Annotated in this window: 29 protein-coding genes; 22 read left to right on the top strand and 7 right to left on the bottom strand. The window is 67.9% G+C overall.

All coding sequences use genetic code 11. The features are described 5' to 3' along the window. Positions 1-13 precede the first annotated feature (13 nt). Complete coding sequence (locus tag ACEN8G_RS09810) at positions 14-619, bottom strand: chromosomal replication initiator DnaA (protein ID WP_413417021.1); 606 nt, start codon at positions 617-619, stop codon at positions 14-16. Next, a complete protein-coding gene (locus tag ACEN8G_RS09805) occupies positions 616-1,914 on the bottom strand; it encodes a heavy-metal-associated domain-containing protein (RefSeq protein WP_413417019.1) in 1,299 nt (432 codons plus the stop codon). The genes ACEN8G_RS09810 and ACEN8G_RS09805 overlap by 4 nt, the downstream gene beginning before the upstream one ends. A 234-nt stretch (positions 1,915-2,148) precedes the next feature. Here ACEN8G_RS09805 and ACEN8G_RS09800 point away from each other — a divergent pair, with 234 nt between their 5' ends. The 11 genes from ACEN8G_RS09800 (at position 2,149) to ACEN8G_RS09750 (ending at position 10,952) form a co-directional block, all read left to right on the top strand. Next, positions 2,149-3,096, top strand: coding sequence for a hypothetical protein (locus ACEN8G_RS09800; RefSeq protein ID WP_413740776.1), 948 nt, complete (start codon positions 2,149-2,151; stop codon positions 3,094-3,096). Positions 3,097-3,187: 91 nt separating this feature from the next. After that, positions 3,188-4,282 carry a phosphoribosylformylglycinamidine cyclo-ligase gene (gene purM / locus ACEN8G_RS09795; protein ID WP_413417015.1) on the top strand — a complete coding sequence of 365 codons (1,095 nt, stop codon included), beginning with the start codon at positions 3,188-3,190 and terminating at the stop codon, positions 4,280-4,282. A gap of 93 nt (positions 4,283-4,375) precedes the next feature. Continuing rightward, positions 4,376-4,942 (top strand): phosphoribosylglycinamide formyltransferase, encoded by a 567-nt coding sequence (purN, locus tag ACEN8G_RS09790; RefSeq protein ID WP_413417013.1) that lies wholly within the window; start codon positions 4,376-4,378, stop codon positions 4,940-4,942. Next, positions 4,933-5,310, top strand: a complete 378-nt coding sequence (locus ACEN8G_RS09785) for an MmcQ/YjbR family DNA-binding protein (protein ID WP_413417011.1) — start codon at positions 4,933-4,935, stop codon at positions 5,308-5,310. The genes purN and ACEN8G_RS09785 overlap by 10 nt, the downstream gene beginning before the upstream one ends. A gap of 93 nt (positions 5,311-5,403) precedes the next feature. Beyond that, positions 5,404-5,604 (top strand): hypothetical protein, encoded by a 201-nt coding sequence (locus ACEN8G_RS09780; RefSeq protein ID WP_413417009.1) that lies wholly within the window; start codon positions 5,404-5,406, stop codon positions 5,602-5,604. A 43-nt stretch (positions 5,605-5,647) separates the two neighbouring features. Then, positions 5,648-6,343 carry an endonuclease/exonuclease/phosphatase family protein gene (locus ACEN8G_RS09775; protein ID WP_413417008.1) on the top strand — a complete coding sequence of 232 codons (696 nt, stop codon included), beginning with the start codon at positions 5,648-5,650 and terminating at the stop codon, positions 6,341-6,343. Continuing rightward, positions 6,343-8,634 carry a patatin-like protein gene (locus ACEN8G_RS09770; protein WP_413417006.1) on the top strand — a complete coding sequence of 764 codons (2,292 nt, stop codon included), beginning with the start codon at positions 6,343-6,345 and terminating at the stop codon, positions 8,632-8,634. The genes ACEN8G_RS09775 and ACEN8G_RS09770 overlap by 1 nt, the downstream gene beginning before the upstream one ends. Positions 8,635-8,848: 214 nt before the next feature. Further along, positions 8,849-9,211 carry a lipopolysaccharide assembly protein LapA domain-containing protein gene (locus ACEN8G_RS09765; RefSeq protein WP_413418243.1) on the top strand — a complete coding sequence of 121 codons (363 nt, stop codon included), beginning with the start codon at positions 8,849-8,851 and terminating at the stop codon, positions 9,209-9,211. Then, entirely contained in the window at positions 9,208-9,879 is a 672-nt protein-coding gene (pyrF, locus tag ACEN8G_RS09760) for an orotidine-5'-phosphate decarboxylase (RefSeq protein WP_413418241.1), read from the top strand. The genes ACEN8G_RS09765 and pyrF overlap by 4 nt, the downstream gene beginning before the upstream one ends. Beyond that, the gene (locus ACEN8G_RS09755) at positions 9,879-10,244 is read left to right on the top strand and encodes a hypothetical protein (RefSeq protein WP_413418239.1); all 366 of its coding nucleotides are present in this window, start codon (positions 9,879-9,881) and stop codon (positions 10,242-10,244) included. The genes pyrF and ACEN8G_RS09755 overlap by 1 nt, the downstream gene beginning before the upstream one ends. Positions 10,245-10,259: 15 nt before the next feature. Next, positions 10,260-10,952: a lysozyme inhibitor LprI family protein gene (locus tag ACEN8G_RS09750; RefSeq protein ID WP_413418238.1), complete on the top strand. Its 693-nt coding sequence runs from the start codon at positions 10,260-10,262 to the stop codon at positions 10,950-10,952. A 129-nt stretch (positions 10,953-11,081) separates the two neighbouring features. On the opposite strand, the gene ACEN8G_RS09745 is transcribed toward ACEN8G_RS09750, so the two are convergent. Continuing rightward, positions 11,082-11,831, bottom strand: coding sequence for an SDR family oxidoreductase (locus ACEN8G_RS09745; protein ID WP_413418236.1), 750 nt, complete (start codon positions 11,829-11,831; stop codon positions 11,082-11,084). A gap of 98 nt (positions 11,832-11,929) precedes the next feature. Between ACEN8G_RS09745 and ACEN8G_RS09740 the strand changes: the two genes are divergently transcribed. From ACEN8G_RS09740 to ACEN8G_RS09700, 9 genes are all read left to right on the top strand, one after another. Further along, positions 11,930-12,319, top strand: coding sequence for a winged helix-turn-helix transcriptional regulator (locus ACEN8G_RS09740; RefSeq protein ID WP_413418234.1), 390 nt, complete (start codon positions 11,930-11,932; stop codon positions 12,317-12,319). A gap of 77 nt (positions 12,320-12,396) precedes the next feature. Next, entirely contained in the window at positions 12,397-12,909 is a 513-nt protein-coding gene (locus ACEN8G_RS09735; protein ID WP_413418232.1) for a GNAT family N-acetyltransferase, read from the top strand. Beyond that, positions 12,909-13,538: a phosphoribosylanthranilate isomerase gene (locus ACEN8G_RS09730; protein WP_413418230.1), complete on the top strand. Its 630-nt coding sequence runs from the start codon at positions 12,909-12,911 to the stop codon at positions 13,536-13,538. The genes ACEN8G_RS09735 and ACEN8G_RS09730 overlap by 1 nt, the downstream gene beginning before the upstream one ends. A 105-nt stretch (positions 13,539-13,643) precedes the next feature. Beyond that, positions 13,644-14,870 (top strand): tryptophan synthase subunit beta, encoded by a 1,227-nt coding sequence (trpB, locus tag ACEN8G_RS09725; RefSeq protein ID WP_413418228.1) that lies wholly within the window; start codon positions 13,644-13,646, stop codon positions 14,868-14,870. Then, positions 14,870-15,052 carry a hypothetical protein gene (locus tag ACEN8G_RS09720; protein ID WP_413418226.1) on the top strand — a complete coding sequence of 61 codons (183 nt, stop codon included), beginning with the start codon at positions 14,870-14,872 and terminating at the stop codon, positions 15,050-15,052. The genes trpB and ACEN8G_RS09720 overlap by 1 nt, the downstream gene beginning before the upstream one ends. Continuing rightward, complete coding sequence (trpA, locus tag ACEN8G_RS09715; RefSeq protein WP_413418224.1) at positions 15,049-15,837, top strand: tryptophan synthase subunit alpha; 789 nt, start codon at positions 15,049-15,051, stop codon at positions 15,835-15,837. Before ACEN8G_RS09720 ends, trpA begins: the two co-directional genes overlap by 4 nt. Next, entirely contained in the window at positions 15,834-16,688 is an 855-nt protein-coding gene (accD, locus tag ACEN8G_RS09710) for an acetyl-CoA carboxylase, carboxyltransferase subunit beta (protein ID WP_413418222.1), read from the top strand. The genes trpA and accD overlap by 4 nt, the downstream gene beginning before the upstream one ends. 110 nt (positions 16,689-16,798) lie before the next feature. Continuing rightward, positions 16,799-18,106, top strand: coding sequence for a bifunctional folylpolyglutamate synthase/dihydrofolate synthase (locus ACEN8G_RS09705; RefSeq protein WP_413418220.1), 1,308 nt, complete (start codon positions 16,799-16,801; stop codon positions 18,104-18,106). 186 nt (positions 18,107-18,292) lie between these two features. Beyond that, positions 18,293-18,724 carry a DUF6628 family protein gene (locus ACEN8G_RS09700; RefSeq protein WP_413418159.1) on the top strand — a complete coding sequence of 144 codons (432 nt, stop codon included), beginning with the start codon at positions 18,293-18,295 and terminating at the stop codon, positions 18,722-18,724. 59 nt (positions 18,725-18,783) lie between these two features. Here the strand turns inward: ACEN8G_RS09700 and ACEN8G_RS09695 are convergent, their stop codons facing one another. The 3 genes from ACEN8G_RS09695 to ACEN8G_RS09685 are packed head-to-tail and all read right to left on the bottom strand — an operon-like array spanning position 18,784 to position 21,331. Continuing rightward, on the bottom strand, positions 18,784-19,269 hold the full coding sequence (locus ACEN8G_RS09695; RefSeq protein WP_413418157.1) for a DUF2939 domain-containing protein: 486 nt from the start codon (positions 19,267-19,269) through the stop codon (positions 18,784-18,786). Beyond that, entirely contained in the window at positions 19,266-20,027 is a 762-nt protein-coding gene (locus ACEN8G_RS09690) for a tetratricopeptide repeat protein (protein ID WP_413418155.1), read from the bottom strand. The genes ACEN8G_RS09695 and ACEN8G_RS09690 overlap by 4 nt, the downstream gene beginning before the upstream one ends. Continuing rightward, positions 20,027-21,331 carry an AmpG family muropeptide MFS transporter gene (locus ACEN8G_RS09685; protein ID WP_413418161.1) on the bottom strand — a complete coding sequence of 435 codons (1,305 nt, stop codon included), beginning with the start codon at positions 21,329-21,331 and terminating at the stop codon, positions 20,027-20,029. Before ACEN8G_RS09685 ends, ACEN8G_RS09690 begins: the two co-directional genes overlap by 1 nt. 517 nt (positions 21,332-21,848) lie before the next feature. Here ACEN8G_RS09685 and ACEN8G_RS09680 point away from each other — a divergent pair. Together ACEN8G_RS09680 and ACEN8G_RS09675 are read left to right on the top strand one after the other, a co-directional pair. Further along, complete coding sequence (locus ACEN8G_RS09680) at positions 21,849-22,973, top strand: aromatic ring-hydroxylating oxygenase subunit alpha (RefSeq protein WP_413418153.1); 1,125 nt, start codon at positions 21,849-21,851, stop codon at positions 22,971-22,973. A 78-nt stretch (positions 22,974-23,051) separates the two neighbouring features. Then, on the top strand, positions 23,052-23,201 hold the full coding sequence (locus ACEN8G_RS09675) for a hypothetical protein (RefSeq protein ID WP_307119158.1): 150 nt from the start codon (positions 23,052-23,054) through the stop codon (positions 23,199-23,201). Here the strand turns inward: ACEN8G_RS09675 and ACEN8G_RS09670 are convergent. Beyond that, positions 23,198-23,632 (bottom strand): response regulator, encoded by a 435-nt coding sequence (locus tag ACEN8G_RS09670; RefSeq protein ID WP_413418151.1) that lies wholly within the window; start codon positions 23,630-23,632, stop codon positions 23,198-23,200. The two genes, ACEN8G_RS09675 and ACEN8G_RS09670, sit on opposite strands and share 4 nt — an antisense overlap. Positions 23,633-23,816: the final 184 nt, after the last annotated feature.

Raw genomic sequence — 23,816 nt, 5'->3', positions numbered from 1 at the left:
TTGGTCATCGCCGTTAGTCGCCGTCCGTTTCGGTTATGAGACCAGCGGCGGCCAATGTGGCGCGCACTGCGGGGATCGACAAGCGCTTACCCTCCTCCAGCTCCAGTGCATCGGCAACGCGCAGGATCGCGATATGGCTGCGCTCGATCCGCCTGGCGATCCAGGCGATCACTTCGGGCTTGGCGTGGAGCAGGTGGCGCTCGAACGCGCGTTCCAGCAGCTGGGGGATGAGCTGGTCGTCGGGCGGGCCGATCTCGAGCAAGGGCGAGGCGGCGAGGCGCGACTTGAGATCGGGCAGCTTGACGTTCCAGGTCGGCGGCGCGGCCTGCGCGACAATCAGCAGCGGGCGGTGATCGGCCTGGGCCTGGTTCCAGGCGTGGAACACCTCCGCCTCCTTGCCGAGGTCGGCATCGTCGAAGATGCGCGCGCCGGTCTTCGCCGCGAAGATGCGGGCGAGCAGGCTGCGACCCGACTTGCGCGGGCCGGTGAGCAGGGCCGACATGACGGGCCAGGTGCCCCAATGTTCGAGCTGGTGGACGGCGCGGGCGTTGGAGTCGCTGACCAGGAATTCCGTCTCGCGTGCTTCGGGCAGTCCCAGCGGCAAGCGCAGTTGCGTCATCTGCCGTTCGGGGCTGGCGTGGTGCTGCCCGTGGGCGCCGGGATCGGTTGTTGGCCGCCGCCGCCGCCGCCACTACCGCTGCCGCCCGCGCGGCGGATGCGGAGGACCCCTGCCCCTTCCTGCACGCTCCAGCCGCGCGCCTCGAGCTGGGCACGCAGCGAGGCGATCTGGCCGTCATAGGCGACGCGCATCACCGAGATGCCGCCGAGCGCCAGGCTGGAGGTGACTGCCGAGCGCACGCCCGGAATGCCGCGCAGCGCTGCCTCGCCGGCATTGACCGAGCCGACATTGGGCGTGTCGAACTGGACGTTGAGCTGGGCACCGCTGGCCGCCGCGCTCGCATCGGGCGTGGGCGTCGCTTCCTCGGTCGCCTCGTCGGTGGGCTTCTCTTCCTCCGCCTTGGCCGAGGGCGGGCGGATGCCGAGCAGGCGATCGGTGTGAAGCTGGCCGAGTGCGAGCGCCTGCTGGAAGGCCTTGTCGATCCGCTGGACGCCGGCGTCCATCAGCGCATCGAGCGAATCGCCATTGTCGACGCGCAGGGCGAAGTCGGCGATCTTCTGGCGGTCCGGGCCGTGCGTGGCGGAGAAGATGCCGACGATCGGGCCGCCCGGATACTCCCGGCGCAGCTGGACTTCGGCGATCAGCACGTCGGACGCGCCGTACTGGTCGAGCACCGAGCGCCACCAGTTGCGGCCGCGGCGCAGCACCTGCCCCGCGTTGAGCAGCATCGAATCGGGGCCGTTGCCCTGCACGCGGACATAGTCGACCGTGCTGCCGCCGCTCTTGAAGCGGTTCCAGGCCTTGGCCCAGGCCGTCTCGCGCTCGAAGACGACGCCCGCGCCGCCCGAATATTCGAGCGGGACGATCAGCATCGGCGGCGACTGGTTCACCGCGACCGAGACGCCCAGGATGCTGCCGGCCTTGTTGCGATCGAACAGCACGCTGAGCCGCGCGATGTAGCGGGTCGGGCCGATCTGCTCCTTCTCGACGACGATGCCGGTGACCAGCGAGTCGAGCGCCGAATCAGACATGCTGGAAGCCTTGCCGGTCAGCTTGCGCGACAGCATCTCCCAGCCCTTGCGCTGGGCGAGCCGCCAGCCGCCATAGCGTGCGGCATCGGCATCCTTGCCCTTCACGTCGACATCGACGCCGGCGACTTCGAAGCTGCCCGAGGCGTCGATCGGCACGGCGCTGCCGCCCGCGGCCTTCTCTCCTTCGGCGAGCACGGCGCCGAGCCCCGCAAGCGCGAGCGCGGAGGCGATGCCGATGGTGAGGGATTTGCGGGCAAGGGTCATGCAGCGGCCCTTTTGGCGAAGCGGACGGGGAAATCCAAGCGCTGATGTAATTTCCGCCTGTCGGGCGCCCTAAGGGCCTTCAGATATTCGTAAATTAGGAGATTCCACAATGGTAGTTCGCCCCCTAACCCCATGACGTTCAAAATTAATCATGGTAAGCGTCTCCTCGATCGTAACGTCGATCCGCAAACGGGGAAATTCATCATGGTTAAAGCAAGCAAGCGCACTGCGTTGATGTTCGCATCTTTTTTGGGCTGCGGCCTGCTCTATGCTGCACCTGCACAGGCGCAGGCGACGAGGACTTGGGTTTCGGGCGTCGGTGACGACGTCAATCCTTGCAGCCGCACGGCGCCGTGCAAGACCTTCGCGGGGGCGATTTCGAAGACTGCGGCGGGTGGCGAGATCAACTGCCTCGACCCGGCCGGCTTCGGCGCGGTGACGATAACCAAGGCGATCACGCTCGCCTGCCAGTTCACCGAGGGCGGCGTGCTGGCCGGGGGCAGTGCCGGCATCATCGTCAACGCCGGCGCGACCGACGTGGTCGTCCTGCGCGGCCTGGACATCTACGGCGTCAGCGGGGCGACCTATGGCGTGCGCTTCATCGCCGGCGGCGCGCTGCACATCGAGGAATCGCAGATCCGCCGCTTCAACGGCACCAACGGCCAGGGCGTGTATTTCCAGCCGAGCGGCGATGCGGCGCTCTACATCTCGAACACCGTGATCACCGACAACGGCACCGGCGGCACCGGCGGCGGCGTGCTGGTCCAGCCGACCGGCACGGGCAGCGCCCGCGTCGCGTTGAACGGCGTGCGCTCGGAGAATAATTCGGGCGCGGGCTTCCGCATCGACACCGGTGGCAACACCACGACCGCGGGCAACGTCGTCTCGATCGAGAACAGCCAGCTGACCCGCAGCACCTGGGGCCTGCTGGTCAACACTCCGGCCGGTATGGCGAGCGCCACCGTGATGGTCCACGGCTCGGTCATCGCCTACAACACCAGCCGCGGCATCCTCGCCGGCGGCGCGACCGCGCTGGTCCGCGTCGGCGACACCACGATCACCGGCAACCAGGCGGGCCTGGAGAGCGGCACGGGTGCGGCGATCCGCAGCTATGGCGACAACCGCCTCGACGGCAATGGCAGCGACGGTGCCTTCGCGGCGCCGGTGCTCCCGAAGAAGTAAGCGTGCATCGGGCGCGGCCGGAGATCCCGGCCGCGCCCTTTTCCCCGCCAGCGGGGATGACGGCGCGACAAGATGGCGCTAAGCGCGCGCCATGAGCGACCAGAAGAACTATACCTATGCCCAGGCGGGCGTCTCGATCGCGGCCGGCAACGCGCTGGTCCGGGCGATCGGCCCGCTCGCCAAGTCCACGCGCCGCGCCGGTGCCGATGCCGATCTCGGCGGGTTCGGCGGCGTGTTCGACCTGAAGGCGGCGGGGTTCACCGACCCGCTGCTCGTCGCGGCGAATGACGGTGTGGGCACCAAGCTCAAGCTCGCCATCGACTACAATGCGCATGACGGCGTCGGCGTCGACCTGGTCGCGATGTGCGCCAACGACCTGATCGTGCAGGGTGCCGAGCCGCTCTTCTTCCTCGACTATTATGCCAGCGGCAAGCTGGTGCCCGAGACGGCCGAGCGGGTGATCGCTTCGATCGCGGAGGGTTGCCGCCAGGCCGGCTGCGCGCTGATCGGCGGCGAGACCGCCGAGATGCCGGGCATGTATGCCGAGAACGACTATGACCTGGCCGGCTTCTGCGTAGGCGCGGTCGAGCGCGACCAACTGCTCGACGGCAGCAAGATCCGTCCGGGCGACGTGCTGCTCGGCCTGGGCTCGACCGGTGTGCACTCGAACGGCTTCTCGCTGGTCCGCCGCCTCGCCGCCGACAAGGGCTGGAAGATGGACCGCCCTGCCCTGTTCGACCAGGACGTGATCCTGCTCGACGCGCTGATGGCGCCGACGCGCATCTATGTGCAAAGCCTGCTTCCGCAACTTCGCAAGGGCGCGATCCGCGGGCTGGCGCACATCACCGGCGGTGGGTTGCTCGAGAACGTCCCGCGCGTGCTGCCCGAGGGGTGTCATGCGAAGATCGACGCTGGCGCCTGGCCGCTGCCGCGGCTGATGGCGTTCCTGCAGGCGCAGGGGAATATCGAGCCCGAGGAAATGGCGCGCACCTTCAACTGCGGCATCGGCATGGTCGCGGTGGTCTCGCCGGACGTTGCCGGGGCGGTGAAGGACGAACTCTACGCCGCGGGCGAAGAAGTGTTCGTGATCGGCGAGGTCGTCGAGGGCGAGCGCGGCTGCACCGTGTTCGGCGGCGGCGAAGTGTGGAGCGCGCGTGGCGACTGGAGCGCGACGCATAATGGGTAAGGCATGTGCTCCTGCGAAAGCAGGAGCCCAGGGCCACGAGCGTCGTCGCCTGCGACTCCTGGGCTCCTGCTTGCGCAGGAGCACTGCGCTGTGATGCGCCGCAAGCTCGGTATCCTGATCTCGGGCCGGGGATCGAACATGGCGGCGCTCGTCGAAGCCGCGAAGGCGCCCGACTGCCCCTATGAGGTCGCGCTGGTTGCCAGCGACAAGCCCGAGGCCGAGGGGCTCGCCTGGGCGGCGGCGCAGGGCGTCGCCACCTTCGCGCAGAGCCCCAAGGGCATGGCCAAGGCGGAGTACGAAGCGAAGATCGACGCGGCGCTGCGCGACGCTGGCGTCGAGGCGATCGCGCTGGCGGGTTACATGCGCCTGCTCTCGGACGATTTCGTCGCGCGCTGGCGGGGCAGGATCGTCAACGTCCACCCCTCGCTGCTGCCCAAGTACAAGGGGCTCGACACGCATCAGCGGGCGATCGATGCGGGGGACAGCCATGGCGGGGTGTCGGTGCACATCGTCACCGAGGAGCTGGATGGCGGCGAGGTGCTCGGCCAGGCCGAAGTGGCGATCCTGCCCGGCGACACGGCGGAAAGCCTTGCACAGCGCGTGCTGAAGGAGGAACATCGGCTCTACCCAAGGGTAGTCGCCGAGTTCCTATGCCGCTGAACCCAGACCAAGACGCCGCGCTCGCCCAGGTCCGCGCCATCGCGCTGGAGCTTCCCGAAGCCGAGGAGCGGCCGAGCCATGGCCAGGCGACCTTCTTCGTCGCCGGCAAGCAGTTCGCCCAGTTCCGCCACGACCATCATGGCGACGGCCGCACCATCGTCGCGGTGAAGACCGCCGATGACGAGGAAGGGCCGAACCTGATCGGCATCGCGCCCGAGACCTATTCGAAGGTCGCTTATTTCGGGGTCGGCTGGGTCGGCATCGCGCTGGCCGGGCCGGAGATCGACTGGGATTTCGTCGGCGACAGGATCGCGCGGAGCTGGGAACTGGCCGCGCCCCGCCGCCTGCTCGAGGCCGGCGGGCGCTGAAATCTCTCGGAAATCTTGGATATTTTCGCGTCCGTCCGAGTTGGTCCCCCATTCCTCGCTCCCACATGGGTGTCAGCGAACTGGGAGAAGAACATGGGACAGAAGATCTCGCCCTCCGAACCGGAAGAGGAAGCCGGGGTGGCGACCGCCGAGCAGGGCGTGGTGCTGCTCGACGGGCCCAATGGCGTCGCCATCGCGATGACGCCCCAGGCTGCGGAGGAGACCGGGCGTCGGCTGCTCGCAGCGGCGCAGGAGGCCGCCAGCCAGGGCAATGCCGAGGCGCATCCGAGCTGAGACCCTTGCCTATGCCCGCCAGCCCCCGCGATAAGGGGCGCCGATGATCAAGGTCGCCAGCTACAACGTGCGCAAGTCGATCGGCACCGACCGGCGCCGAAGGCCCGAGCGCACGCTGCAGGTGCTCTGCGAGATCGGCGCCGACATCGTCGCGCTCCAGGAAGCCGATCGCCGCTTCGGCGAGCGCTCGGCGGTGCTGACCCAGCATCTGCTTGCCGAGCATAGCGACTACAAGCCGGTGCCCTTCGGTACCAAGGCGCGCTCGATGGGCTGGCACGGCAATGCGCTGCTGGTGCGCAAGGACGCGACCGTCCTCGACTGCGAGGCGATCCATCTGCCGGCGCTGGAGCCGCGTGGCGCGGTGATGGCCGATGTCCGGCTCGCGAGCGGCACGGTGGTGCGCGTGGTCGGCATGCACCTCGACCTGTCCGGCCTGTGGCGGCGGCGCCAGGCGCATGCGATCATCACGCATCTCCAGGCCAGCACGCATCAATATCCGACGATCCTGATGGGCGACCTCAACGAGTGGAGCGCCCAGTCGGGCTGCCTGCGCGACTTCGCCAGCCACTATGCCTTTGCCGCCACCGGCAAGAGCTTCCATGCCCGGCGCCCGATGGCGCGGCTCGACCGGATCATGGCGAGCCGTGAATTGACCATCACCGATGCCGGGGTGCATGACAGCCTTCAGGCGCGCACCGCGTCCGATCACCTGCCCATCTGGGCCACTATAATGGTTTAATGGCCGAAACTCGCGACAAGGAACTCCGGCTCGCACTGGTCTGCTACGGCGGCATCAGCCTGGCCGTGTACATGCACGGCATCACCAAGGAGATCTGGCGCCTCGCCCGGGCGAGCTGCGCCGAGCGCGACGGCAGCGACGGGCGGCCGGACGTCTATCGCGAGCTGATCGAGGAGATCCGCGAGACCTCGGGCGTCAACCTGCGCGTGCTGGTCGATATCCTGGCCGGCGCCAGCGCGGGCGGGATCAACACGGTGTTCCTCGCCCAGGCGATCGCCACCGGCCAGTCGCTCGACCCGCTGACCGACCTGTGGATGGACAATGCCGATGTCGAGGCGCTGCTCGAGCCGCGCCAGCGCCCGTCGCACCGCTTCGCCAAGCTCTGGGCGGTGCCGATCGCCTGGCTGGTCGCCAACCGCTCCAAGACGGTGGACGAGACGGTGGAAATCGGCGCGCGCGAGGAAGTGCGCACCAAGCTAGAGCATTTCGTCCGCTCGCGCTGGTTCGAGCCGCCCTTCGGCGGCAAGCGCCTGGCCAACACGATCCTCGACGCCTTTGCCGCCATGGCCAAGGGACCGAAGGAGAAAAGGCTGCTGCCCGACGGCCAGCCGCTCGACCTGTTCGTCACCGTCACCGATTTCCGCGGCCATCCCGAGGCGCTGCGGCTCAATTCGCCGGCCAGCGTGATGGAGAACGAACACCGGCTCGTCTTCTCCTTCACCGATCGCGGCTATCCGGACGAGAAGTTCGCCGACGCCGCCAGCCTGACCTTCGCCGCGCGCGCCACGTCGAGCTTCCCGGGCGCCTTCCCGCCGATGACGGTGGGCGAGATGGACGAGCTTATGGCCGAGCGGAAACAGGCCTGGCCGCAGCGCGATGCCTTTCTGGAGCGGGTGCTTCCGCACCAATGGGCGGACAACAAGGCAGCCAAGGCGGTGCTGATCGACGGCTCGGTGCTCGCAAACGCGCCCTTCCGGCCGGCGATGGAGGCGCTGAAGGAGCGCCCTGCCCGCCGCCAGGTCGACCGGCGCTTCGTGTTCGTCGATCCCTTCCCCAATTTCCGCTTCGACTTCTATGGCGGGGACGACGGGACGCCAGGCTTCTTCGCGACGATCATCGGCGCGCTCTCCGAGCTGCCGCGCGAGCAGCCGATCCGCGACAATCTCGACGAGATCGCCCGACGCTCGCACCGGATCGAGCGGATGCTCGGCATCCTCACCGAGATCCGCGCCGACGTCGAGACCCAGGTCGAGGCGCTGTTCGGCTATACGCTGTGGCTCGACTATCCGAACCCCAAGCGGCTCGCCGCCTGGCGCAAGCGGGCGCAGATCACGGCGGCTGCCAAGGCGGGCTATGGCCATACCGCCTATGGCCTGCTCAAGGTCGAAGGCGCGATCGATCGCACCGCGCGGCTGCTCTACAATGTCGGCGAGCGGCACGGGCCCGAGCGGCTGCACGAGATCCGCGAGGCGCTGGCCGCGGCAGTCCAGTCGCGCGGGGCCGACCAGTTCGGCGCGATGCACTCCAACGGCGCCTCGCCCGAGACGCTGGAGTTCCTGCGCACGCACGATCTGGGCTTCCGCATCCGCCGCCTGCGCCTGCTCGCCCGCCGGCTGACCGAGATCGACCTGCCGACCAGCCATGGCGCGCTCCGGCCGATGCGCGAGGCGATCTACGACTCGCTCGCCAGCTATCTGGAGCTCAAGCGTGCCGACACCTATGCCGACCTGCGCGACGAGATCCGGATGATGACCGACGATGCCGGCCCGATCCTCGATCGGCTGGCGGACCGGATGCAGCTCAAGAAGCTCGACGGCGAGACCGATGCGCGGCTGGCCGAGGGGCTCAGCACGCTGTCGAAGGAACTGCGGCGGCCGATGCTGCTCGCGCATCTCGGCTTCCCCTTCTACGACATCGCCACGCTGCCGCTGCTCCAGGGCGAAGGCGTCGACGAGTTCGACCCGATCCGTGTCGACCGCATCGCACCGGACGACGCCACCGCGATCCGCACCGGCGGGGCCGAGGCGACGCTGAAGGGCATCCAGTTCAACAGCTTCGGCGCGTTCTTCAGCCGGGCGTACCGCGAGAACGACTATCTATGGGGCCGGCTGCACGGTGCGGATCGGCTGATCGACATCGTGCTGTCGACGCTCGATCCTGCTGCGCGGCTTTCCGACGAGCGGGCGGCGGCGATCAAGCGGCGGGCGTTCCACGCGATCCTCGACGAGGAAGAGCAACGGCTGACCAAGATCCCCGGACTGTTCGCGGAGCTTAGGGCGGAGATCGGGTAAACTCCTTCTCCCCCTGTGGGAGAAGGAAGGGGCCCGCGCGCGAAGCGCGTGGGAAGGATGAGGGGGAGTGAGCCCCCACCCCCGTCCCCCTCACCCTTCCGCCGACTTCGTCGGCTCCCTCCCTCTCCCACAAGGGGAGAGGGAATTAGCTGCTCTGGCCAAATCCCCCTCCCCGCCCTAAAGTCCACCCCGGTTCACGCAGGAAGGGAGACGCATGCGGTTTCTGAAGGTGCTGTTCTGGCTGTTGCTGGGCGGCCTGGTCGCTGGCTTTGTGATCTATAACGGCGACGAGCGCGTGAACGTGCACCTGTGGAGCGGCCTGATCGCCGATTTCAGTCTGCCGCTACTGCTGATCCTTGTCTTCCTCGCCGGGCTGCTGCCCGTCCTCCTCGCCTATCATGCGCTGCGCTGGCGGATGCGCCAGCGGATCACCGGGCTGGAGCGCGCGCTGAACGATATCCGCGCGATCCAGGCGATGCCGGAGCCGGTCGGCGCCGCACCCGAGCCGACCCCTGCGCCGGTGCCCGCCATCCCGGCTGCACCCCAGGGCGGCCTGCCGCTGGGAGACGTGCAGTGAGCCCGATCTATGTCGCGATCGACACGCCGGATCTGGAGCGTGCCAAGATGATTGCACAGCGCGTGAAGGCGCATGTCGGGGGCATCAAGCTCGGCCTCGAATTCTTCATGGCGAACGGCCGCGCGGGCGTGCACGAGATGCATGACATCGGCCTGCCGATCTTCCTCGACCTCAAGTTCCACGACATCCCCAACACCGTCGCCAAGGCGATCCAGGCGCTCCGCCCGCTCGAGCCGGCGATCCTGACCGTGCACGCCGCCGGCGGCCGCGCGATGCTCGAGGATGCCAAGGCCGCGGCGCCGACCGGCACCAAGGTGGTGGCGGTGACGATGCTCACCAGCCTCGACGACAGCGACCTGACCTCGATCGGCCTCAAGCCCGATCCGCATGAGCAGGTGATGCGGCTGACCGAGCTGGCCAAGGCCTCGGGCGTCGACGGCATCGTCTGCTCGGGCAACGAAGTCGCGGCAGCCAGGAAGATCTGGCATGACGGCTTCTTCGTCATCCCGGGCGTTCGCCCGGCGAACGGCGTGATCGGCGACCAGAAGCGCGTGGTGACCCCGCGCGCCGCGCTCGATGCCGGCGCCTCGATCCTGGTCGTCGGCCGCCCGATCACCCAGGCCGCCGATCCCGACCTCGCCGCGCGCGAGATCGAGGCGACGCTTTGATGGACCTGCTCCTCGGCGGCTTCGATTTGCTGCTGCTGGGGCTGGGTGCCAATCCATTGATCTGGTTCGCGTTCGTACTCGTCGGGCTCGGGGGTGCCCTCGGGCTGACGATGCTGCGTCGGCGCGGACTGCGGCTCGGGTTGCTGCTCCTGTGGATTCCGCTTCCCCTGCTGGCTGGGATTGCCTTCGCGGCGCCCTGCATGCTTTCGTCGCATGATGCGCCCGGCGCCTGTTACGGGGAGGGTATGGCGCTCGTGATGAGCATGGCGGTGGCGCTGGTGTGGGCGGCAGGGTCCGTGATCGGGATGATCATGGGCATACGACGCCGCGCCGGAGATCGGGTGGAGACACGACGGGGCTTTTGAACAAGGGAGGTAGCGATGTTGCGACTTGCAGGCTTCGGACTCTTCGCCTTTTTCCTCGCTCTCTTCGGCCTTCGTGCCGAGCCGGCCCCGCAACAGGCCAGTTTCGACTGCGCCAAGGCAAGCCATCCACTCGAGAAGACGATCTGCGCCAGCCCGAAGCTGCGCGCGCTCGATGGCGAAGTGGCGGCGCTCTACAGGCAGAAGCTCGCCCTCCTGTTCGACAAGGCCGGCTTCCGCGGCCAGCAGCGCGACTGGCAGCAGATCCTGCGCACTCGCTGCGCGAAGAAATGCGATCCCGCCGCGGTGGAGGCGGACTATACCGTCCAGCGCAACTCGCTGCGCGGCTTCAACGAGGAGCTATGGGACGCGAGCTACAAGACCGCGGACGTCGAGCAGCTCGCGATCACCCATATCGATGCCAGGCAGTTCGACTTCACGCTGAACCGTGATCTCGAGGGCGAGGCCCTGTGCAAGCTCCCCGCCAGCGATGGCGAGGCAGGCGCGATCGCCCGCTTCACCACGCCGGACAAGGCAAGCTGGAGTGCCGGGGCCTGCCGGATCGACTTCACGCTCGAGCGTGACGGGACCGGCCATGTCACCGGGATCGGCGCCGTCGCTTCGGCGGGGTGCAAGCGCTACTGCAAGGCGAACCATGTGCTGAGCGACAATTTCACCCCGGCGAACAACTGGGTGGCGAGCAACCAGTAGGACTCGCCTATTTCCATTCGTCATCCCCGCGCAGGCGGGGATCCAGAGTTACAGAGGGCGTCGCTCAGCCACCCTGGATCCCCGCCTTCGCGGGGATGACGGATTTGGCTCTATCGTTCAGCGCAGCAATCAGTGTGTGCCGTCGTTGAGGATGGCGAACACCTTCGCATAATCCCCCCGCGCCTCGGCGAAGCGCAGGAACTTGACCCGCTCGGTCAGGTTCTCGGCCGCGCCCGCTTCGAGCTGCGCCATGGTCTCGGCGATATAGTCGGCCAGCGGCATCGAATTGGGGTTCTGGGCATGGCCCGGCATCAGGTCGGTCGCCACCGCCGGCGGGGCGATCTCGATCACTTCGACGCTGGTGTCCTTGAGCTGCGCGCGGAGCGACTGGGTCCAGCTGTGGATCGCCGCCTTGGTCGCCGAATAGGTCGGCGTGGCGACGAGCGGCACGAAGGCGAGGCCCGAGGTCACGGTCAGCACGGCGGCCCTGGGCCGGGCGAGCAGGTGAGGCAGCAGTGCGGCGTTCAGGCGGATCGGGCCGAGCAGGTTGGTCGCGATCGTCGCCTCCGCGATGGCGAGGTCCGATCCTTCGGCGGCGAGGTCCTCGGCCTGCATGATGCCGGCATTGTGGATCACCGCGTTGAGATCCGGATGTGCCGCGACGATCTCCGCGGCGAAGCGGGAGATGTCGGCGGGATCGGAAACGTCGAGCGTCGCGGTGGCGATGCCGGGGGTGGCGGCGGCGACGTCTTCCAGCGCGCTCGCGCGGCGGCCCGAGACGATCACCTTGTTGCCCTGGGCGTGGAGCGCCTCGGCAAGCGCGCGGCCGATGCCCGAGCCGCCGCCGGTGATCAGGATGGTGTTGCCGGTCATGTCCATGATTGCTTCCTCCGATTTTCGGTGGACGCCAGATATTGTCGAACGGTACCCAATGGGGAGTAGGCACCCAAAATATTCATACACACCTTTTGGAAACCATGGCAACGAACCCACATCACGACTATCCCGACCTCGACCCGCGGGTTGAGGCACTCGTCACCGAGATCATCGGCCGCGTCGCCGACAAATGGACGATGATCGTGCTCGAGGCGCTGACCGAGCATGGCGAGCTGCGCTTCTCGAAGCTGCGCGCTGAATGCGGCGGGATCAGCCAGAAGATGCTCACCCAGACCGTGCGTGCGATGGAGCGCGACGGGCTGCTGATCCGCACCGTCCACCCCGTGATCCCGCCGCGGGTGGAGTATCGGCTCACCGAGCTGGGCGGCAGCCTGGCCGAGGCGTTCTGCGGCGTTTGGGTATGGGCGGCGCGCAACCTCGAGCGGATCGAGGCATCGCGGACGGCGTTCGATGTACGGGACGCCGGCTGAATTCGGCTCGTTTGGGAACGGATCCGGCTGATAACAGGTACTTGCCAAAGACCCCACATCATCCGACACAGCGCGCCATGCCCGACAATGTGACGATCCGCCCCGCCACGCGCGACGACCTGCCCGCGATCCACCCGGTGATCGAGCGCGCCTATCGCGGCGAGACCGCGCGTGCCGGATGGACGCACGAGGCCGACCTGATCATCGAGAGTCCGCGCACCGACATCGCGACCCTGACGGCGATCGTCCATGATCCAGGGCAGCGCCTGCTGATCGCCGACGCTGGCGACCGCCTGCTCGGCTGCGTGCAGGTGACCTCGAAGGGTGACGGCCTCGCCTATCTCGGCCTGCTCTGCGTCGATCCCGGGCTCCAGTCGGGCGGGCTCGGCAAGCAGCTGGTCACCGCCGCCGAGGATTGCGCGCGCGACGTGTTCGGCGCCGGCGCGATGGAGATGACGGTGATCGACAAGCGCACCGAGCTGATCGCCTTCTACGAGCGCCGCGGCTACCGCAATTCGGGCGAGAAGCGCGACTTTCCGGTGCCGCTCGATCCGCCCTTGTTCATGGACGTGCTGGTCAAGGACCTCTGATGGCGGTCACTGCCAAGATCTGCGGCCTGTCCACGCCCGAGACGCTCGATGCCGCGATTGCCGGCGGGGTGAGCCATGTCGGCTTCGTCTTCTTTCCGCCCTCCCCGCGCAATGTCGGGTTCGATCAGGTGCGGGCGCTGATTGCCCGGGTGCCGGCGCATGTCGGCACGGTCGGGGTGTTCGTCGATCCGGACGAGGCCCTGCTCTCCGCCGCGCTCGCCACGGGCATCCAGGCGGTGCAGCTCCACAAGACCGCGCCCGAGCGCGCCGCGGCGATACGCATGCGCGTGCCGGTCTGGGCGGCGGTGGCGGTGAAGACGCGCGCGGATGTCGACAAGGCTGCCGCCTATCGGGGTGTGGCCGACCGCATCCTCTATGACGCCAAGACTCCCGAAGGCGCGGCACTGCCCGGCGGCATGGGCCTGCGTTTCGACTGGAAGCTGCTCGAGAACATCCCCCAGCCTTTGCCCTGGGCGCTTTCGGGCGGCCTCGATGCGGGCAATGTCCGCGAGGCGGTGGGCGTGACCGGCGCCAGGCTGGTGGACGTCTCCTCGGGCGTGGAAAGCGCGCCGGGCGTCAAGGATGTTGCCAAGATCGCCGCATTCCTTAAAGCGGTCGCGCAATGTTGAGGCCGTTCGCCCCTTTCCGCATCGAGTTTGGCCGTATCGAGTTTCGATGGCGTTGATCGCTCGCTCCCACGCCAGCGCCCGCCATCCGAAATCACGAGAGACGCAATGACCGACACTGCTGCCACCTTGCCCAATTCCCTGCGCAACCTGCCCGACGAGCATGGCCATTTCGGCCAGTTCGGTGGCCGCTTCGTCGCCGAGACGCTGATGCCGCTGATCCTCGACCTGGAGCGCGAATATCGCGCGGCCAAGGAGGATCCGGCGTTCAAGGCCGAGTTCGACGATCTTCTGGAGCATTATGTCGGCCGCCCGAGCCCGCTCTACTTCGCCGAGCGGCTGACGGAACATTACGGCGGCGCCAAGATCTACTTCAAGCGCGAGGAGCTGAACCACACCGGCGCGCACAAGATCAACAACTGCATCGGCCAGATCCTGCTCGCGAGGCGGATGGGCAAGACGCGGATCATCGCCGAGACCGGCGCGGGCCAGCACGGCGTCGCCACTGCCACGGTGGCGGCACGGTTCGGCCTGCCTTGCGTGATCTTCATGGGCGCCAAGGATGTCGAGCGGCAGAAGCCCAACGTCTTCCGGATGAAGCTGCTAGGTGCCGAAGTGCATCCGGTGACCAGCGGCGCCGAGACGCTGAAGGACGCGATGAACGAGGCGCTGCGCGACTGGGTCGCCAACGTCCACGACACTTTCTACATCATCGGCACCGCAGCGGGCCCGCACCCCTATCCCGAGCTGGTCCGCGACTTCCAGAGCGTGATCGGCATCGAGGCGCGCGCGCAGATCCAGAAGGCGGAAGGCCGCCTGCCCGACCTGCTGATCGCCGCGGTGGGCGGCGGATCGAACGCGATCGGGCTGTTCCACCCCTTCCTCGACGACAAGGATGTCGCGATGATCGGCGTGGAAGCTGCGGGGCACGGCATCGAGACCGGCCAGCATGCCGCCAGCCTCACCGGCGGCGCGCCGGGCATCCTCCACGGCAACCGCACCTATCTGCTCCAGGACGAGGACGGCCAGATCACCGAGGCGCACTCGATCTCGGCGGGCCTCGACTATCCGGGCATCGGCCCCGAGCATAGCTGGCTGCACGAGAGCGGGCGCGTCGACTATCTGCCGATCACCGACAGCCAAGCGCTCGACGCCTTCCAGCTCTGCTGCAAGCTCGAGGGGATCATCCCGGCGCTCGAAAGCTCGCACGCGCTCGCCGCGCTGGAGACCAAGGCGCGCGAGATGGGGCCGGACAAGATCATCGTGGTCAATGTCTCGGGCCGCGGCGACAAGGACATCTTCACCGTGGCGGATGCGCTGGGGGTGGAGCTGTGATGGTGCGAATTGTTCCACTGGATTTCGTGATCTTTGTGGCCGCGATGCTGCTGGTGACCGTCCTTGGAAATTCGCTCCGCGCACGGCCTTTGCTGGGTAGCGACCAACTTATCTTCATTGGAAGCGCCGCGCTGGTGATCGCAATCGGGCGGTACGCCATCCATAGAGGGAAGCCGGCATGAGCCGCCTCTCCAACGCCTTTCCGGCCGACCGCGCAGCGCTGGTCACCTTCATCACCGCAGGCGATGGCGACACCGCCGCCAACCTCGATGCACTTGTCGCGGGCGGTGCGGACGTGATTGAGCTGGGCATGCCCTTCACCGATCCGATGGCCGATGGTCCGGCGATCCAGGCGGCGAACCTGCGCGCGCTCGGTGTCGGCACGCGCACCGCCGATGTCCTCGCTATCGCCAGCGGCTTTCGCGAGCGTCACCCCAGCGTGCCGCTGGTGCTGATGGGCTATGCCAACACGATGACCCGGCCGACGAATGAAGCGTTCGCGGCCAAGGCGGCCGAGGCCGGCGCGGACGGGGTGATCATCGTCGACATCCCGCCCGAGGAGGCACCCGAGGTCGCTCCCTTCACCGCGCATGGGATCGATGTGATACGCCTCGCCACCCCGACCACCGATGCAGCGCGCCTGCCGGCGGTGCTCAAGGGGGCGTCGGGCTTCCTCTATTATGTCTCGGTCGCCGGGATCACCGGGCTGCAACAGGCCGCCCAGGGATCGATCGAGGATGCCGTGGCGCGGCTCAAGGCCGCCACCGACCTGCCCGTCGCGGTCGGCTTCGGCGTCCGCACGCCGGAGCAGGCCGAGGCGATAGCGCGCGTCGCCGATGGCGTCGTGGTCGGTTCGGCAATCGTTGAACTCGTAGGAAAACACGGGAAGGATGCGCCGGAGCCTATCCGCGCCTATATCCGCTCCCTCAAGACGGCCGTGGAGGCCGCAAGGAAAGAAGTCGCATGAGCTGGATCGATCGCGTCCGCAACGTCCTGGCCTTCACGCCGAAGAAGGAGACCCCCGACAATCTCTGGCACAAGTGCAAGGGATGCGGGCAGATGACGTTCACCAAGGAGCTGGAAGCGAACCAGCATGTCTGCCCGCATTGCGATCATCACGATCGCATCGGCCCGGCGGAGCGCTTCCAGTATCTGTTCGACGAGGGCAGCTACACCGTGCTTGCCACCCCCAAGGTGGCCGAGGACCCGCTCAAGTTCCGTGACCAGAAGCCCTATCCGGCGCGCCTCAAGGCGGCGCGGACCAGCACCGGCGAGCAGGACGCGTTCATCAACGCATCGGGCACGATCCTCGGCCGCAAGGCAGTGATCGGCGTGCAGGACTTCGCCTTCATGGGCGGATCGATGGGCCAGGCCGTGGGCGAGGCGTTCATTCAGGGCGTCGAGGCGGCGATCGCGGCCCGTGCGCCGTTCATCGCCTTCACCGCCTCGGGCGGCGCGCGCATGCAGGAGGGCATCCTCAGCCTGATGCAGATGCCGCGCACCACCGTGGCGATCGAGATGCTCCATGACGCGGGCCTGCCCTATATCGTCGTGCTGACCGATCCGACCTCGGGCGGCGTGATGGCCGCCTATGCGATGCTGGGCGACGTCCAGATCGCCGAGCCGCGCGCCACGCTGGCCTTTACCGGTCGCCGCGTGATCGAGAATACGATCCGCGAGAAGCTGCCCGACGATTTCCAGACCTCGGAATATTATCGCGAGCATGGCCTGATCGACATGGTCACCCACCGCAAGGAGCTGCGCGAGACGCTGGGCCAGCTGATCGGGCTGCTCTGCGAGGGGAAGAAGGCAGCGTGACAATTCTCCCCTCCCGCTTGCGGGAGGGGTCGGGGGAGGGCATGTGGCACCCGATGCCTATTTCGGACAGCCCCTCCCCAAACCCCGCCCCCAAGCGGGAGGGGAACTAGATGCCCGACCACGCAACCTCCACCGACCCCCACGTCCAGCGCCAGCTTGACCGGCTGACGGCGCTCTCGCCGGGCGCAGACATTCTCGGGCTCGAGCGGATCACTCGCCTGCTCGAGCGCGTCGGCAGCCCGCAGCTGGCGCTGCCGCCGGTGCTCCATGTCGCCGGCACCAATGGCAAGGGTTCGACCTGCGCCTTCCTGCGCGCCGCGATCGAGGCCGCGGGCATGCGTGCGCATGTCTATTCCAGCCCGCACCTCGTCCGCTTCAACGAGCGGATCCGCCTGTCGGGCGAGCTGATCGCCGATGCGCTCCTGGCGCCGCTGCTCGAGGAAGTGCTCGATGCCGGCGGCGACATCGGCGCGAGCTTCTTCGAAGTGACCACCGCCGCCGCCTTCCTCGCCTTTGCCCGGGTGCCGGCGGATGCGCTGATCCTGGAGGTCGGCCTGGGCGGGCGGCTCGACGCGACCAATGTCGTCGCCCAACCGGCGGTGACCGGCATCGCCCAGCTCGGCATCGACCATCAGGCGTTCCTGGGCGACACGCTGGAGAAGATCGCCGCCGAGAAGGCCGGCATCGCCAAGCCCGGCGTGCCGCTGGTGACGATGCGCTATGCGCCGCACATCGCCCAGATCGTCGCCGCCGCTGGCGCGCCGGTGTTCGCGCAGGGCACAGCCTGGGATTTCGAGACGCGCGGTGACAGGCTCGTCTATCGCGATGCCCGGGGCGAGGTGGAGACGCCCCTCCCCGCGCTAGCCGGGCCACACCAGCCCGCCAACTTGTCGCTCGCCATCGCGATGCTGCGCCATCAGCAGGCGCTGTCCGTGGCCGATGATGCGCTTGCCGCTACGGCGAGGAATGCGCGCTGGCCGGCCCGCATGCAGCGGCTCGGCGACGGCCCGCTGCTCCATTTGTTGCCGCCCGGCAGCGAGCTGTGGCTCGACGGGGGACACAACGAAGCCGCCGCCGCCGCGGTGAGCACCACGCTTGCCCAGGTGGCGCAGGGTCGCCCGGTGCAGCTCGTGCTCGGCATGCTTTCTAACAAGGACGCGCAGGGGCTTCTGGCGCCGTTCGCACACCTCGCCGCCGGGCTGCACGCGGTGCCGGTGCCGGGGCATGAGCATCACGCGCCGTCGCGACTCGCCGAAGTGGCGCAGGCGCTCGGCATTCCGCATGCCGCGGTCGCGCCGGACGTGCCCCGCGCACTGACCGCCATCGCCCGAGAGGACGGTTCGCCGGTCGTGCTGGTGCTGGGGTCGCTATATCTGGCGGGGACGGTGCTCGAGGCGAATGGGGAATTGCCAGTCTGATCTCTGTTCCCCGGCGAAAGCCAGGGCCCAGGGTTTCTCTGCCGGATCGCTTGTGGCCCTGGGCCCCGGCTTTCGCCGGGGAACCGTTTGGTACGTGCGGCGAACCGCCGTCCATACGCCCCTTTATTGCGATTGACTATTAATTGCATATCCGCAAGATTTCCGATCACAGCGATCGGAGTCCCCATGACCGTCAGTGCCACGCTTACCGCCCTGCCCGAACTCCAGCCCGAGGACCCCGGTGCGCGGCTGTTGCTGTTCGGCGTCCGCCAGATGGGCGCGCACGGCATCCATGACGCCTGCACGGCGCACGCCTTCGTCACCGCGTTCGGCAAGGGCTTCCAGCGTCCGCTCGTGCTGCTGCGCGCGCTGATGCAGGAGATGTCGGCGCTCTCCGCCGGGCCGATCCAGATCGCGCCCTGGTGCTGCGCCCGGATGACCGGCGCCGAGGCCGCGCTGCTCCAGGTGCTCGGCCGCGTCCGCACCCAGCCCCAGCTCTCCGCCGTGCTGCTCGCCGACATGCTCGGCGTGCGCGATGCGACCGGCGTGCTGATCACCGCCCATGCGCTCGCCAACAGCTTTGCCGATATGGGGCTTGCCCTCGACGCCGAGGACTAGGGTGTTTCGCTTTCAGAAGGCCGTGCTGGCCTGGCTGTTCCCCGGCGAGGAGCGCCGGACTAGAACGCGTCCGGAGGCAGGGTTATCGCCTCGAGCTTCCAGCTCATCCCCCGCATCCGGAACGCCAGCGCCGCCCCGTCGCTCCGGGTCAGCTCGAAGCGATTGAGCGCAACGCGGCGATAGCGCATCTCGTTGGCCTTGAGCTTGATCGTGCCGGGGCGCTCGGTCTCGGCCAGCGGCGCGGCGGCGAAGATGAAGCGCATCCCCTCGGGCGAGACCGCGGCATCGACCACCGTATCGGCGATCCCCGAACGGACCAGCGCGCCCAGCACGCCGCCGCCCTCGCCATGCATCCGGGCCGAGAGCTGGGTCTTCACGCTGCCGCGCACCGAATCGAAATCGACATGGCTGGCCAGCGCATCGACGTCGCGCGCCTCTGCCGCCCGCTTCATCTGCCACAGCGTGTAATAGGGCGAGCCCCAGACCCAGCCGCCGCCGGCGAGCAGGACCAGTACCACCAGTACGATAAGCCAGCGCTTCCTCACGCCGTCACGCCCTTTGCACGGAGCCCGGCCAGCGCCTCGGTCGCCCAGCGATACATGTCGGCCTCTGCCGCGCGCTGCTGGCGATCCATCCGCTTCATCCGTTTCTCCACCTCTTCGAGCACCACCAGCGCCTTGCGATCCCAGCCCTGGTCGATCAGCAGCGCGGCATAGCGGCAGCGCGCCTCCTCGCCCGGCATGCGGGTGACGACATCGGCGTAAAGTTCCAGCGCCTCGGCCTTGCGGCCGAGATGCTCGAGCGTCTTGGCACGCAATAGTTGCTGCCGGTCGCGCTCGCTCTGGCCGAGCGGCTCGGCACTCTCGTCGAGCAGTGCCAGCGCCTGGCCGGCCTGCCCGGTCTCGTAGAGCGCATTGGCGAGCTTGCCCTGGGTGCGCGTGTCGGGATCGCCTGCGGTCATCCGCAGCGACTCGCGGTAGAGCGGCACGGCCTCCTCGTGCCGGCCCAGCGCAGCCAGCGCATCGGCGACGCGCAGGCGGTTCGCGGCGGTATCGGCCAGATCGAGCGCGCTGCGGGCGGCGCGCAGCTCACGCTCGGGATCGAGCGCCGCCACTGCCTTGGCCCGTGCGGTGCGGACGTGCCGGTTCTGCCCCAGGCCAGGGAGGATCTCGACGAAGAAATAGGCGATGGCGCTCACCACGGGCAGGAAGATCAACGCAGTAACCCATAGCGGGTTGCCGCCTCGGCGCATCAGATGGACGATGCAGGCTACCTGCAGGGCAATGACGAGGAGGTAGGGCATCAGGCTTTTGCCTCTTCCCCGCCTTCGCCTTCGGTGCCTGCCGTGCCGATCGAGCGATCCACCAGCCCGGTGCGCATCATCCACCAATAGATGAATACGCCCGGCAGCGCGATCAGCGTGGTCAGCAGGTAGAAGTTCACATAGCCCATCGTCTCGATCAGGCTGCCCGCGGTCGTGCCGGTCAGGAAGCGGCCGAGGATGCTCGCCCCGGCCGAGATCAGCGCATATTGGGCGGCAGTGAAGCGCAGGTCGGTGAGCGCCGAGAAATAGGCGATGACGACGACGCCGCCAAAGCCCGAGGCGATGTTCTCGAAGCCGATCGCGCCAGCCATGCCGATGTTCGAATGACCTGCTGCGGCGAGTGCCGCGAAGCTCAGGTTGGAGACCGCCATCAGCACCAGGCTGAGCAGCACCGAACGCTTCATGCCCATCCGCGCATAGAGCATGCCGCCGATGAACACGCCGATCATGTAGGCGAAGAAGCCGAGCGCGACGTCATAGAAGGCGATCTCGTCGTTGGTGAAGCCGAGATCGTCGAACAGCAGGCGGAAGGTGAGGTTCGCCAGCGTGTCGCCGATCTTGTGGACCAGGATGAAGATCAGCACGATCCACGCGCCCTGACGCTGGAAGAACTCGACGAACGGCCCCCAGATCGACTTCACCACGGTGGCGATGCCCTTGCGCTCGGCGGGCGGGCGGTGGCGCTCGGGCTCGCCGATCATCAGGCCGGCGATGATCGCGGGCAATGCGAACAGCGCGCAGACCAGATAGGCGGCTTCCCAGCCGAAGCGGGCGGCGACGACCAGCGCCACCGCGCCGGCACCGGCGGAGCCGATCCGCCAGCCATATTGCGACATGCCGGAGCCATAGCCGAGCTGGCGCGGCTCGAGGATCTCGATCCGGTAGCCGTCGATCACGATGTCATAGGTGGCGCCGGCCAGGCCGACCAGGATCGCCGCGGTAACCATCGGCCAGATATTGCTCGGATCGGCCTGGGTGAAGGCCATGTTGGCGACGGCGGCGACCACCAGGATGCCGGCGACGATCAGCCAGGAGACGCGCTGGCCGAGCCGGCCCAGGATCGGCAGCTTCACGCCGTCGATCACCCACGCCCAGAGGAATTTGAGGTTGTAGACCAGGATGGCGAGCGCGAAGGCGGTGATCGTCGCCTTGTCGATCCCGTCCTGCTTCAGCCGGCTGGTCAGCGTCGCGCCGATCATCGCGAAGGGGAAGCCGGAGGAAAGGCCGAGCGCGAAGGATGCCAGCGGCGCATTCTCGAAATAGGGCCGCACGCCTTCGGGCAGGTCGGCGCGCCAGTCTGCGGGCGCGGCCTTGCGCCCGGCGAAGAAGGCGGCGACCAGTGCCGCCAGCCCCAGCCAGTATCCGATCGCGGGCTGGATCGCGCTCGCCGCCAGCGCCTTGGGCGGCGAGAAGGCGGCGAACAGCACCGCGAGGATCACCAGCACGCCGCCGACCGCGGCGCCGCCGACCATCAGGCTGGCGCCGCCGCGCTGACGCCAGACGAAGCTGAAGACCAGGCTCGCGGCCGCCACCAGCATGCCCAGCACGAAGGTCATCGACGGCTTGAACGCGCCCGCGCCGAGCAGGAAGTCATAGCCGTGCACCGCCAGCGGCGCCGAACCCGGCGTCGCCACGGTCAGCCAGGGCAGTGCAAGCAGCGCCAATGCCGCCGCCAATGCCAGCTGCGCCGCCGGATAAGCCCATTGCGGCCGCATCCCTTGCTCCATTCCTGCTTGACCCCCACCAAATTCCAGCGCGAAACTAGCCAAAAATACGCGGAAGGCCAGAGGGAGGAATGTCATGAACGCGCCAACCGAAGGCCAATTGGCGCTGGCCGGAGTGCTGGCCCGGGGCGGATCTCGGGACGGGGGCGAAATCGCCCATGTCGCGGCATCGGTCTATACCAGCCCGAAGCGTTTCGCCGACGAGCAGGTTTACATCTTCGCGCAGGTCCCGCTGGTCATCGCGCCGTCCTCGCTTCTCCCCGAGCCGAACATGGCGATCCCGCATGACGGATTCGGAAAGCCGCTGCTGATCGCGCGCGACAAGGCGGGCGTGGCGCATGTCTTCCTCAATGTCTGCCGGCATCGCGGCACCCGCCTGGTCGAGGGCTGCGATGCGGTGAAGGGCGGGCGCCTGGTCTGCCCCTATCACGCCTGGACCTATGCGTTCGACGGCAGGCTGGTCGGCCTCCCCCGCCCCGACACCTTCCCCGGCCTCGACAAGGGCGAGTACGGCCTGAAGCGCCTGCCGACCCACGAGGCCGGCGGGCTGATCTGGTTCTCCTTCGCCGAGGAGGCCGACTTCGCCGAAGCCGACACGCTGGCGCGCGATTTCGAGGCATTCGACCTGGCCGGCCAGCACCTGTTCCGCCGGCGCACGCATGACGTGCAGGCGAACTGGAAGCTGATCATGGACGCCTTCCTGGAGGGCTATCACATCCAGCGCCTCCATGCCGGCACGATCGCCCCCTTCTTCAAGGACGGCGTCTCGACCGCCGACACGATCGGCCCGCACCAGCGATCGGCAGTGGGACGCGAGGCGGCGCTGGCCGCGCTCTCCTCAAGCGACTGGGCGACGCTGCGCGCGGCGATCACCTACACCTACCAGATGTTCCCCGGCACCGTGCTGGTGGTCAGTCCCGATTACATCAACCTGATGGTGCTGATGCCCCAGTCCGAGGGACGGGTGCTGGTCGAGGATTTCATGCTGATCCCCGAGGCGCCGGCGACCGAGAAGGCGCTCGCCCATTGGGAGCGGAGCTGGGAGCTGCTCGACGGCGGCGTCTTCGCCGCGGAGGACTTCCGCGCCTGTGAACTGGGCCAGCAGGGGCTCGCCTCCGGCGCGATCGAGCGGGTGACGCTGGGCACGCTCGAGCTCGGCATCCGCCACTTCCACGACGCGGTTAACGCGCATCTCCGGTAAATTGCGGAAAGGAATTCCTCAGGATTTCGCGCATGCCGGTGCAGACGTACCTAAAAGGTACTTCGAGAGGATCACGTCATGCCGCTTCCGCTGCCGCCCCGCGAATTCCTGGACATCCATGAGGAAGACCGTCTTCCGCGTGGTGTCGGGCTGATCATCGCGTTCGGTATCGGCGCGGTGAGCTGGGCGATCGTCGTCGTCGCCGCGATCGCGCTGCTGCGCGGCTAAGCGGGGCTCAGGAACAGGCTGAAGCTGACCGGCAGCCGCCGCGGCGCCTTGGCACCCTCCAGCACAGCCTCGATCGCAGCGATCGCCGTCAGCAGGTCGCGCTGCGGATAGGGCTTGGCGAGGCAACCCGCCGCCAGCGTCCGCGCGCCTTCCGGACAACTCCCCGTCACGAACAGCACCGGCACGCCGCGCCCCTGCGCCGCCCGCGCCACGTCCACGCCACTGCCATCGGCAAGGTCGATGTCGGCCAGCACCAGGTCGAGCTCGTCGTCCGCTGCGATCACGCGCAGCGCCTCGGCGCTGGTATCCACCGTCGCCGCGATCACGAACCCCTCCCCGGTCAGGAAATGCTCCGTGTCGAAGGCGATCAGCGGCTCGTCTTCCACCACCAGGACCCGCTCGATTCGCCGCTTCTTCCGTCCGAACAACATGTCGCCTCAAAACCCGCCAAGCATCTGAACCCGAAGCGCTAACGCGCCATGCCCTTTCGAGGGCGCAATAATTTTTGAAGCGACCGCGACAATCGCTATATCGCGCGAGTGTCATCATCCAATACCAAAGAAACGCAGCGCATTGCGAAGCTGCTGGCCCGTGCTGGAATCGCGTCCCGTCGCG

It is taken from the genome of Sphingomonas sp. Sphisp66 (assembly GCF_047324325.1).
In the GTDB taxonomy this organism is placed as follows: Bacteria; Pseudomonadota; Alphaproteobacteria; order Sphingomonadales; family Sphingomonadaceae; genus Sphingomonas.
The sequence above is the reverse complement of the archived record's forward strand: the minus strand, read 5'-3'. Positions and strand labels throughout refer to the sequence as shown.

Excerpts from the sequence above, each read along its gene's own strand:
- ACEN8G_RS09810 (WP_413417021.1), bottom strand. The coding sequence starts at position 619 with ATGACGCAACTGCGCTTGCCGCTGGGACTGCCCGAAGCACGCGAGACG.
- ACEN8G_RS09735 (WP_413418232.1), top strand. The coding sequence starts at position 12,397 with ATGCCCGACAATGTGACGATCCGCCCCGCCACGCGCGACGACCTGCCC.
- ACEN8G_RS09740 (WP_413418234.1), top strand. The coding sequence starts at position 11,930 with ATGGCAACGAACCCACATCACGACTATCCCGACCTCGACCCGCGGGTT.
- ACEN8G_RS09675 (WP_307119158.1), top strand. The coding sequence starts at position 23,052 with ATGCCGCTTCCGCTGCCGCCCCGCGAATTCCTGGACATCCATGAGGAA.
- ACEN8G_RS09780 (WP_413417009.1), top strand. The coding sequence starts at position 5,404 with ATGGGACAGAAGATCTCGCCCTCCGAACCGGAAGAGGAAGCCGGGGTG.
- ACEN8G_RS09705 (WP_413418220.1), top strand. The coding sequence starts at position 16,799 with ATGCCCGACCACGCAACCTCCACCGACCCCCACGTCCAGCGCCAGCTT.
- purM (WP_413417015.1), top strand. The coding sequence starts at position 3,188 with ATGAGCGACCAGAAGAACTATACCTATGCCCAGGCGGGCGTCTCGATC.
- ACEN8G_RS09785 (WP_413417011.1), top strand. The coding sequence starts at position 4,933 with ATGCCGCTGAACCCAGACCAAGACGCCGCGCTCGCCCAGGTCCGCGCC.
- ACEN8G_RS09770 (WP_413417006.1), top strand. The coding sequence starts at position 6,343 with ATGGCCGAAACTCGCGACAAGGAACTCCGGCTCGCACTGGTCTGCTAC.
- ACEN8G_RS09745 (WP_413418236.1), bottom strand. The coding sequence starts at position 11,831 with ATGGACATGACCGGCAACACCATCCTGATCACCGGCGGCGGCTCGGGC.
- trpA (WP_413418224.1), top strand. The coding sequence starts at position 15,049 with ATGAGCCGCCTCTCCAACGCCTTTCCGGCCGACCGCGCAGCGCTGGTC.
- ACEN8G_RS09700 (WP_413418159.1), top strand. The coding sequence starts at position 18,293 with ATGACCGTCAGTGCCACGCTTACCGCCCTGCCCGAACTCCAGCCCGAG.
- trpB (WP_413418228.1), top strand. The coding sequence starts at position 13,644 with ATGACCGACACTGCTGCCACCTTGCCCAATTCCCTGCGCAACCTGCCC.
- accD (WP_413418222.1), top strand. The coding sequence starts at position 15,834 with ATGAGCTGGATCGATCGCGTCCGCAACGTCCTGGCCTTCACGCCGAAG.
- ACEN8G_RS09730 (WP_413418230.1), top strand. The coding sequence starts at position 12,909 with ATGGCGGTCACTGCCAAGATCTGCGGCCTGTCCACGCCCGAGACGCTC.
- ACEN8G_RS09670 (WP_413418151.1), bottom strand. The coding sequence starts at position 23,632 with ATGTTGTTCGGACGGAAGAAGCGGCGAATCGAGCGGGTCCTGGTGGTG.
- ACEN8G_RS09800 (WP_413740776.1), top strand. The coding sequence starts at position 2,149 with ATGTTCGCATCTTTTTTGGGCTGCGGCCTGCTCTATGCTGCACCTGCA.
- purN (WP_413417013.1), top strand. The coding sequence starts at position 4,376 with ATGCGCCGCAAGCTCGGTATCCTGATCTCGGGCCGGGGATCGAACATG.
- ACEN8G_RS09765 (WP_413418243.1), top strand. The coding sequence starts at position 8,849 with ATGCGGTTTCTGAAGGTGCTGTTCTGGCTGTTGCTGGGCGGCCTGGTC.
- ACEN8G_RS09755 (WP_413418239.1), top strand. The coding sequence starts at position 9,879 with ATGGACCTGCTCCTCGGCGGCTTCGATTTGCTGCTGCTGGGGCTGGGT.
- ACEN8G_RS09750 (WP_413418238.1), top strand. The coding sequence starts at position 10,260 with ATGTTGCGACTTGCAGGCTTCGGACTCTTCGCCTTTTTCCTCGCTCTC.
- ACEN8G_RS09680 (WP_413418153.1), top strand. The coding sequence starts at position 21,849 with ATGAACGCGCCAACCGAAGGCCAATTGGCGCTGGCCGGAGTGCTGGCC.
- ACEN8G_RS09720 (WP_413418226.1), top strand. The coding sequence starts at position 14,870 with ATGGTGCGAATTGTTCCACTGGATTTCGTGATCTTTGTGGCCGCGATG.
- ACEN8G_RS09775 (WP_413417008.1), top strand. The coding sequence starts at position 5,648 with ATGATCAAGGTCGCCAGCTACAACGTGCGCAAGTCGATCGGCACCGAC.
- ACEN8G_RS09805 (WP_413417019.1), bottom strand. The coding sequence starts at position 1,914 with ATGACCCTTGCCCGCAAATCCCTCACCATCGGCATCGCCTCCGCGCTC.
- ACEN8G_RS09690 (WP_413418155.1), bottom strand. The coding sequence starts at position 20,027 with ATGCCCTACCTCCTCGTCATTGCCCTGCAGGTAGCCTGCATCGTCCAT.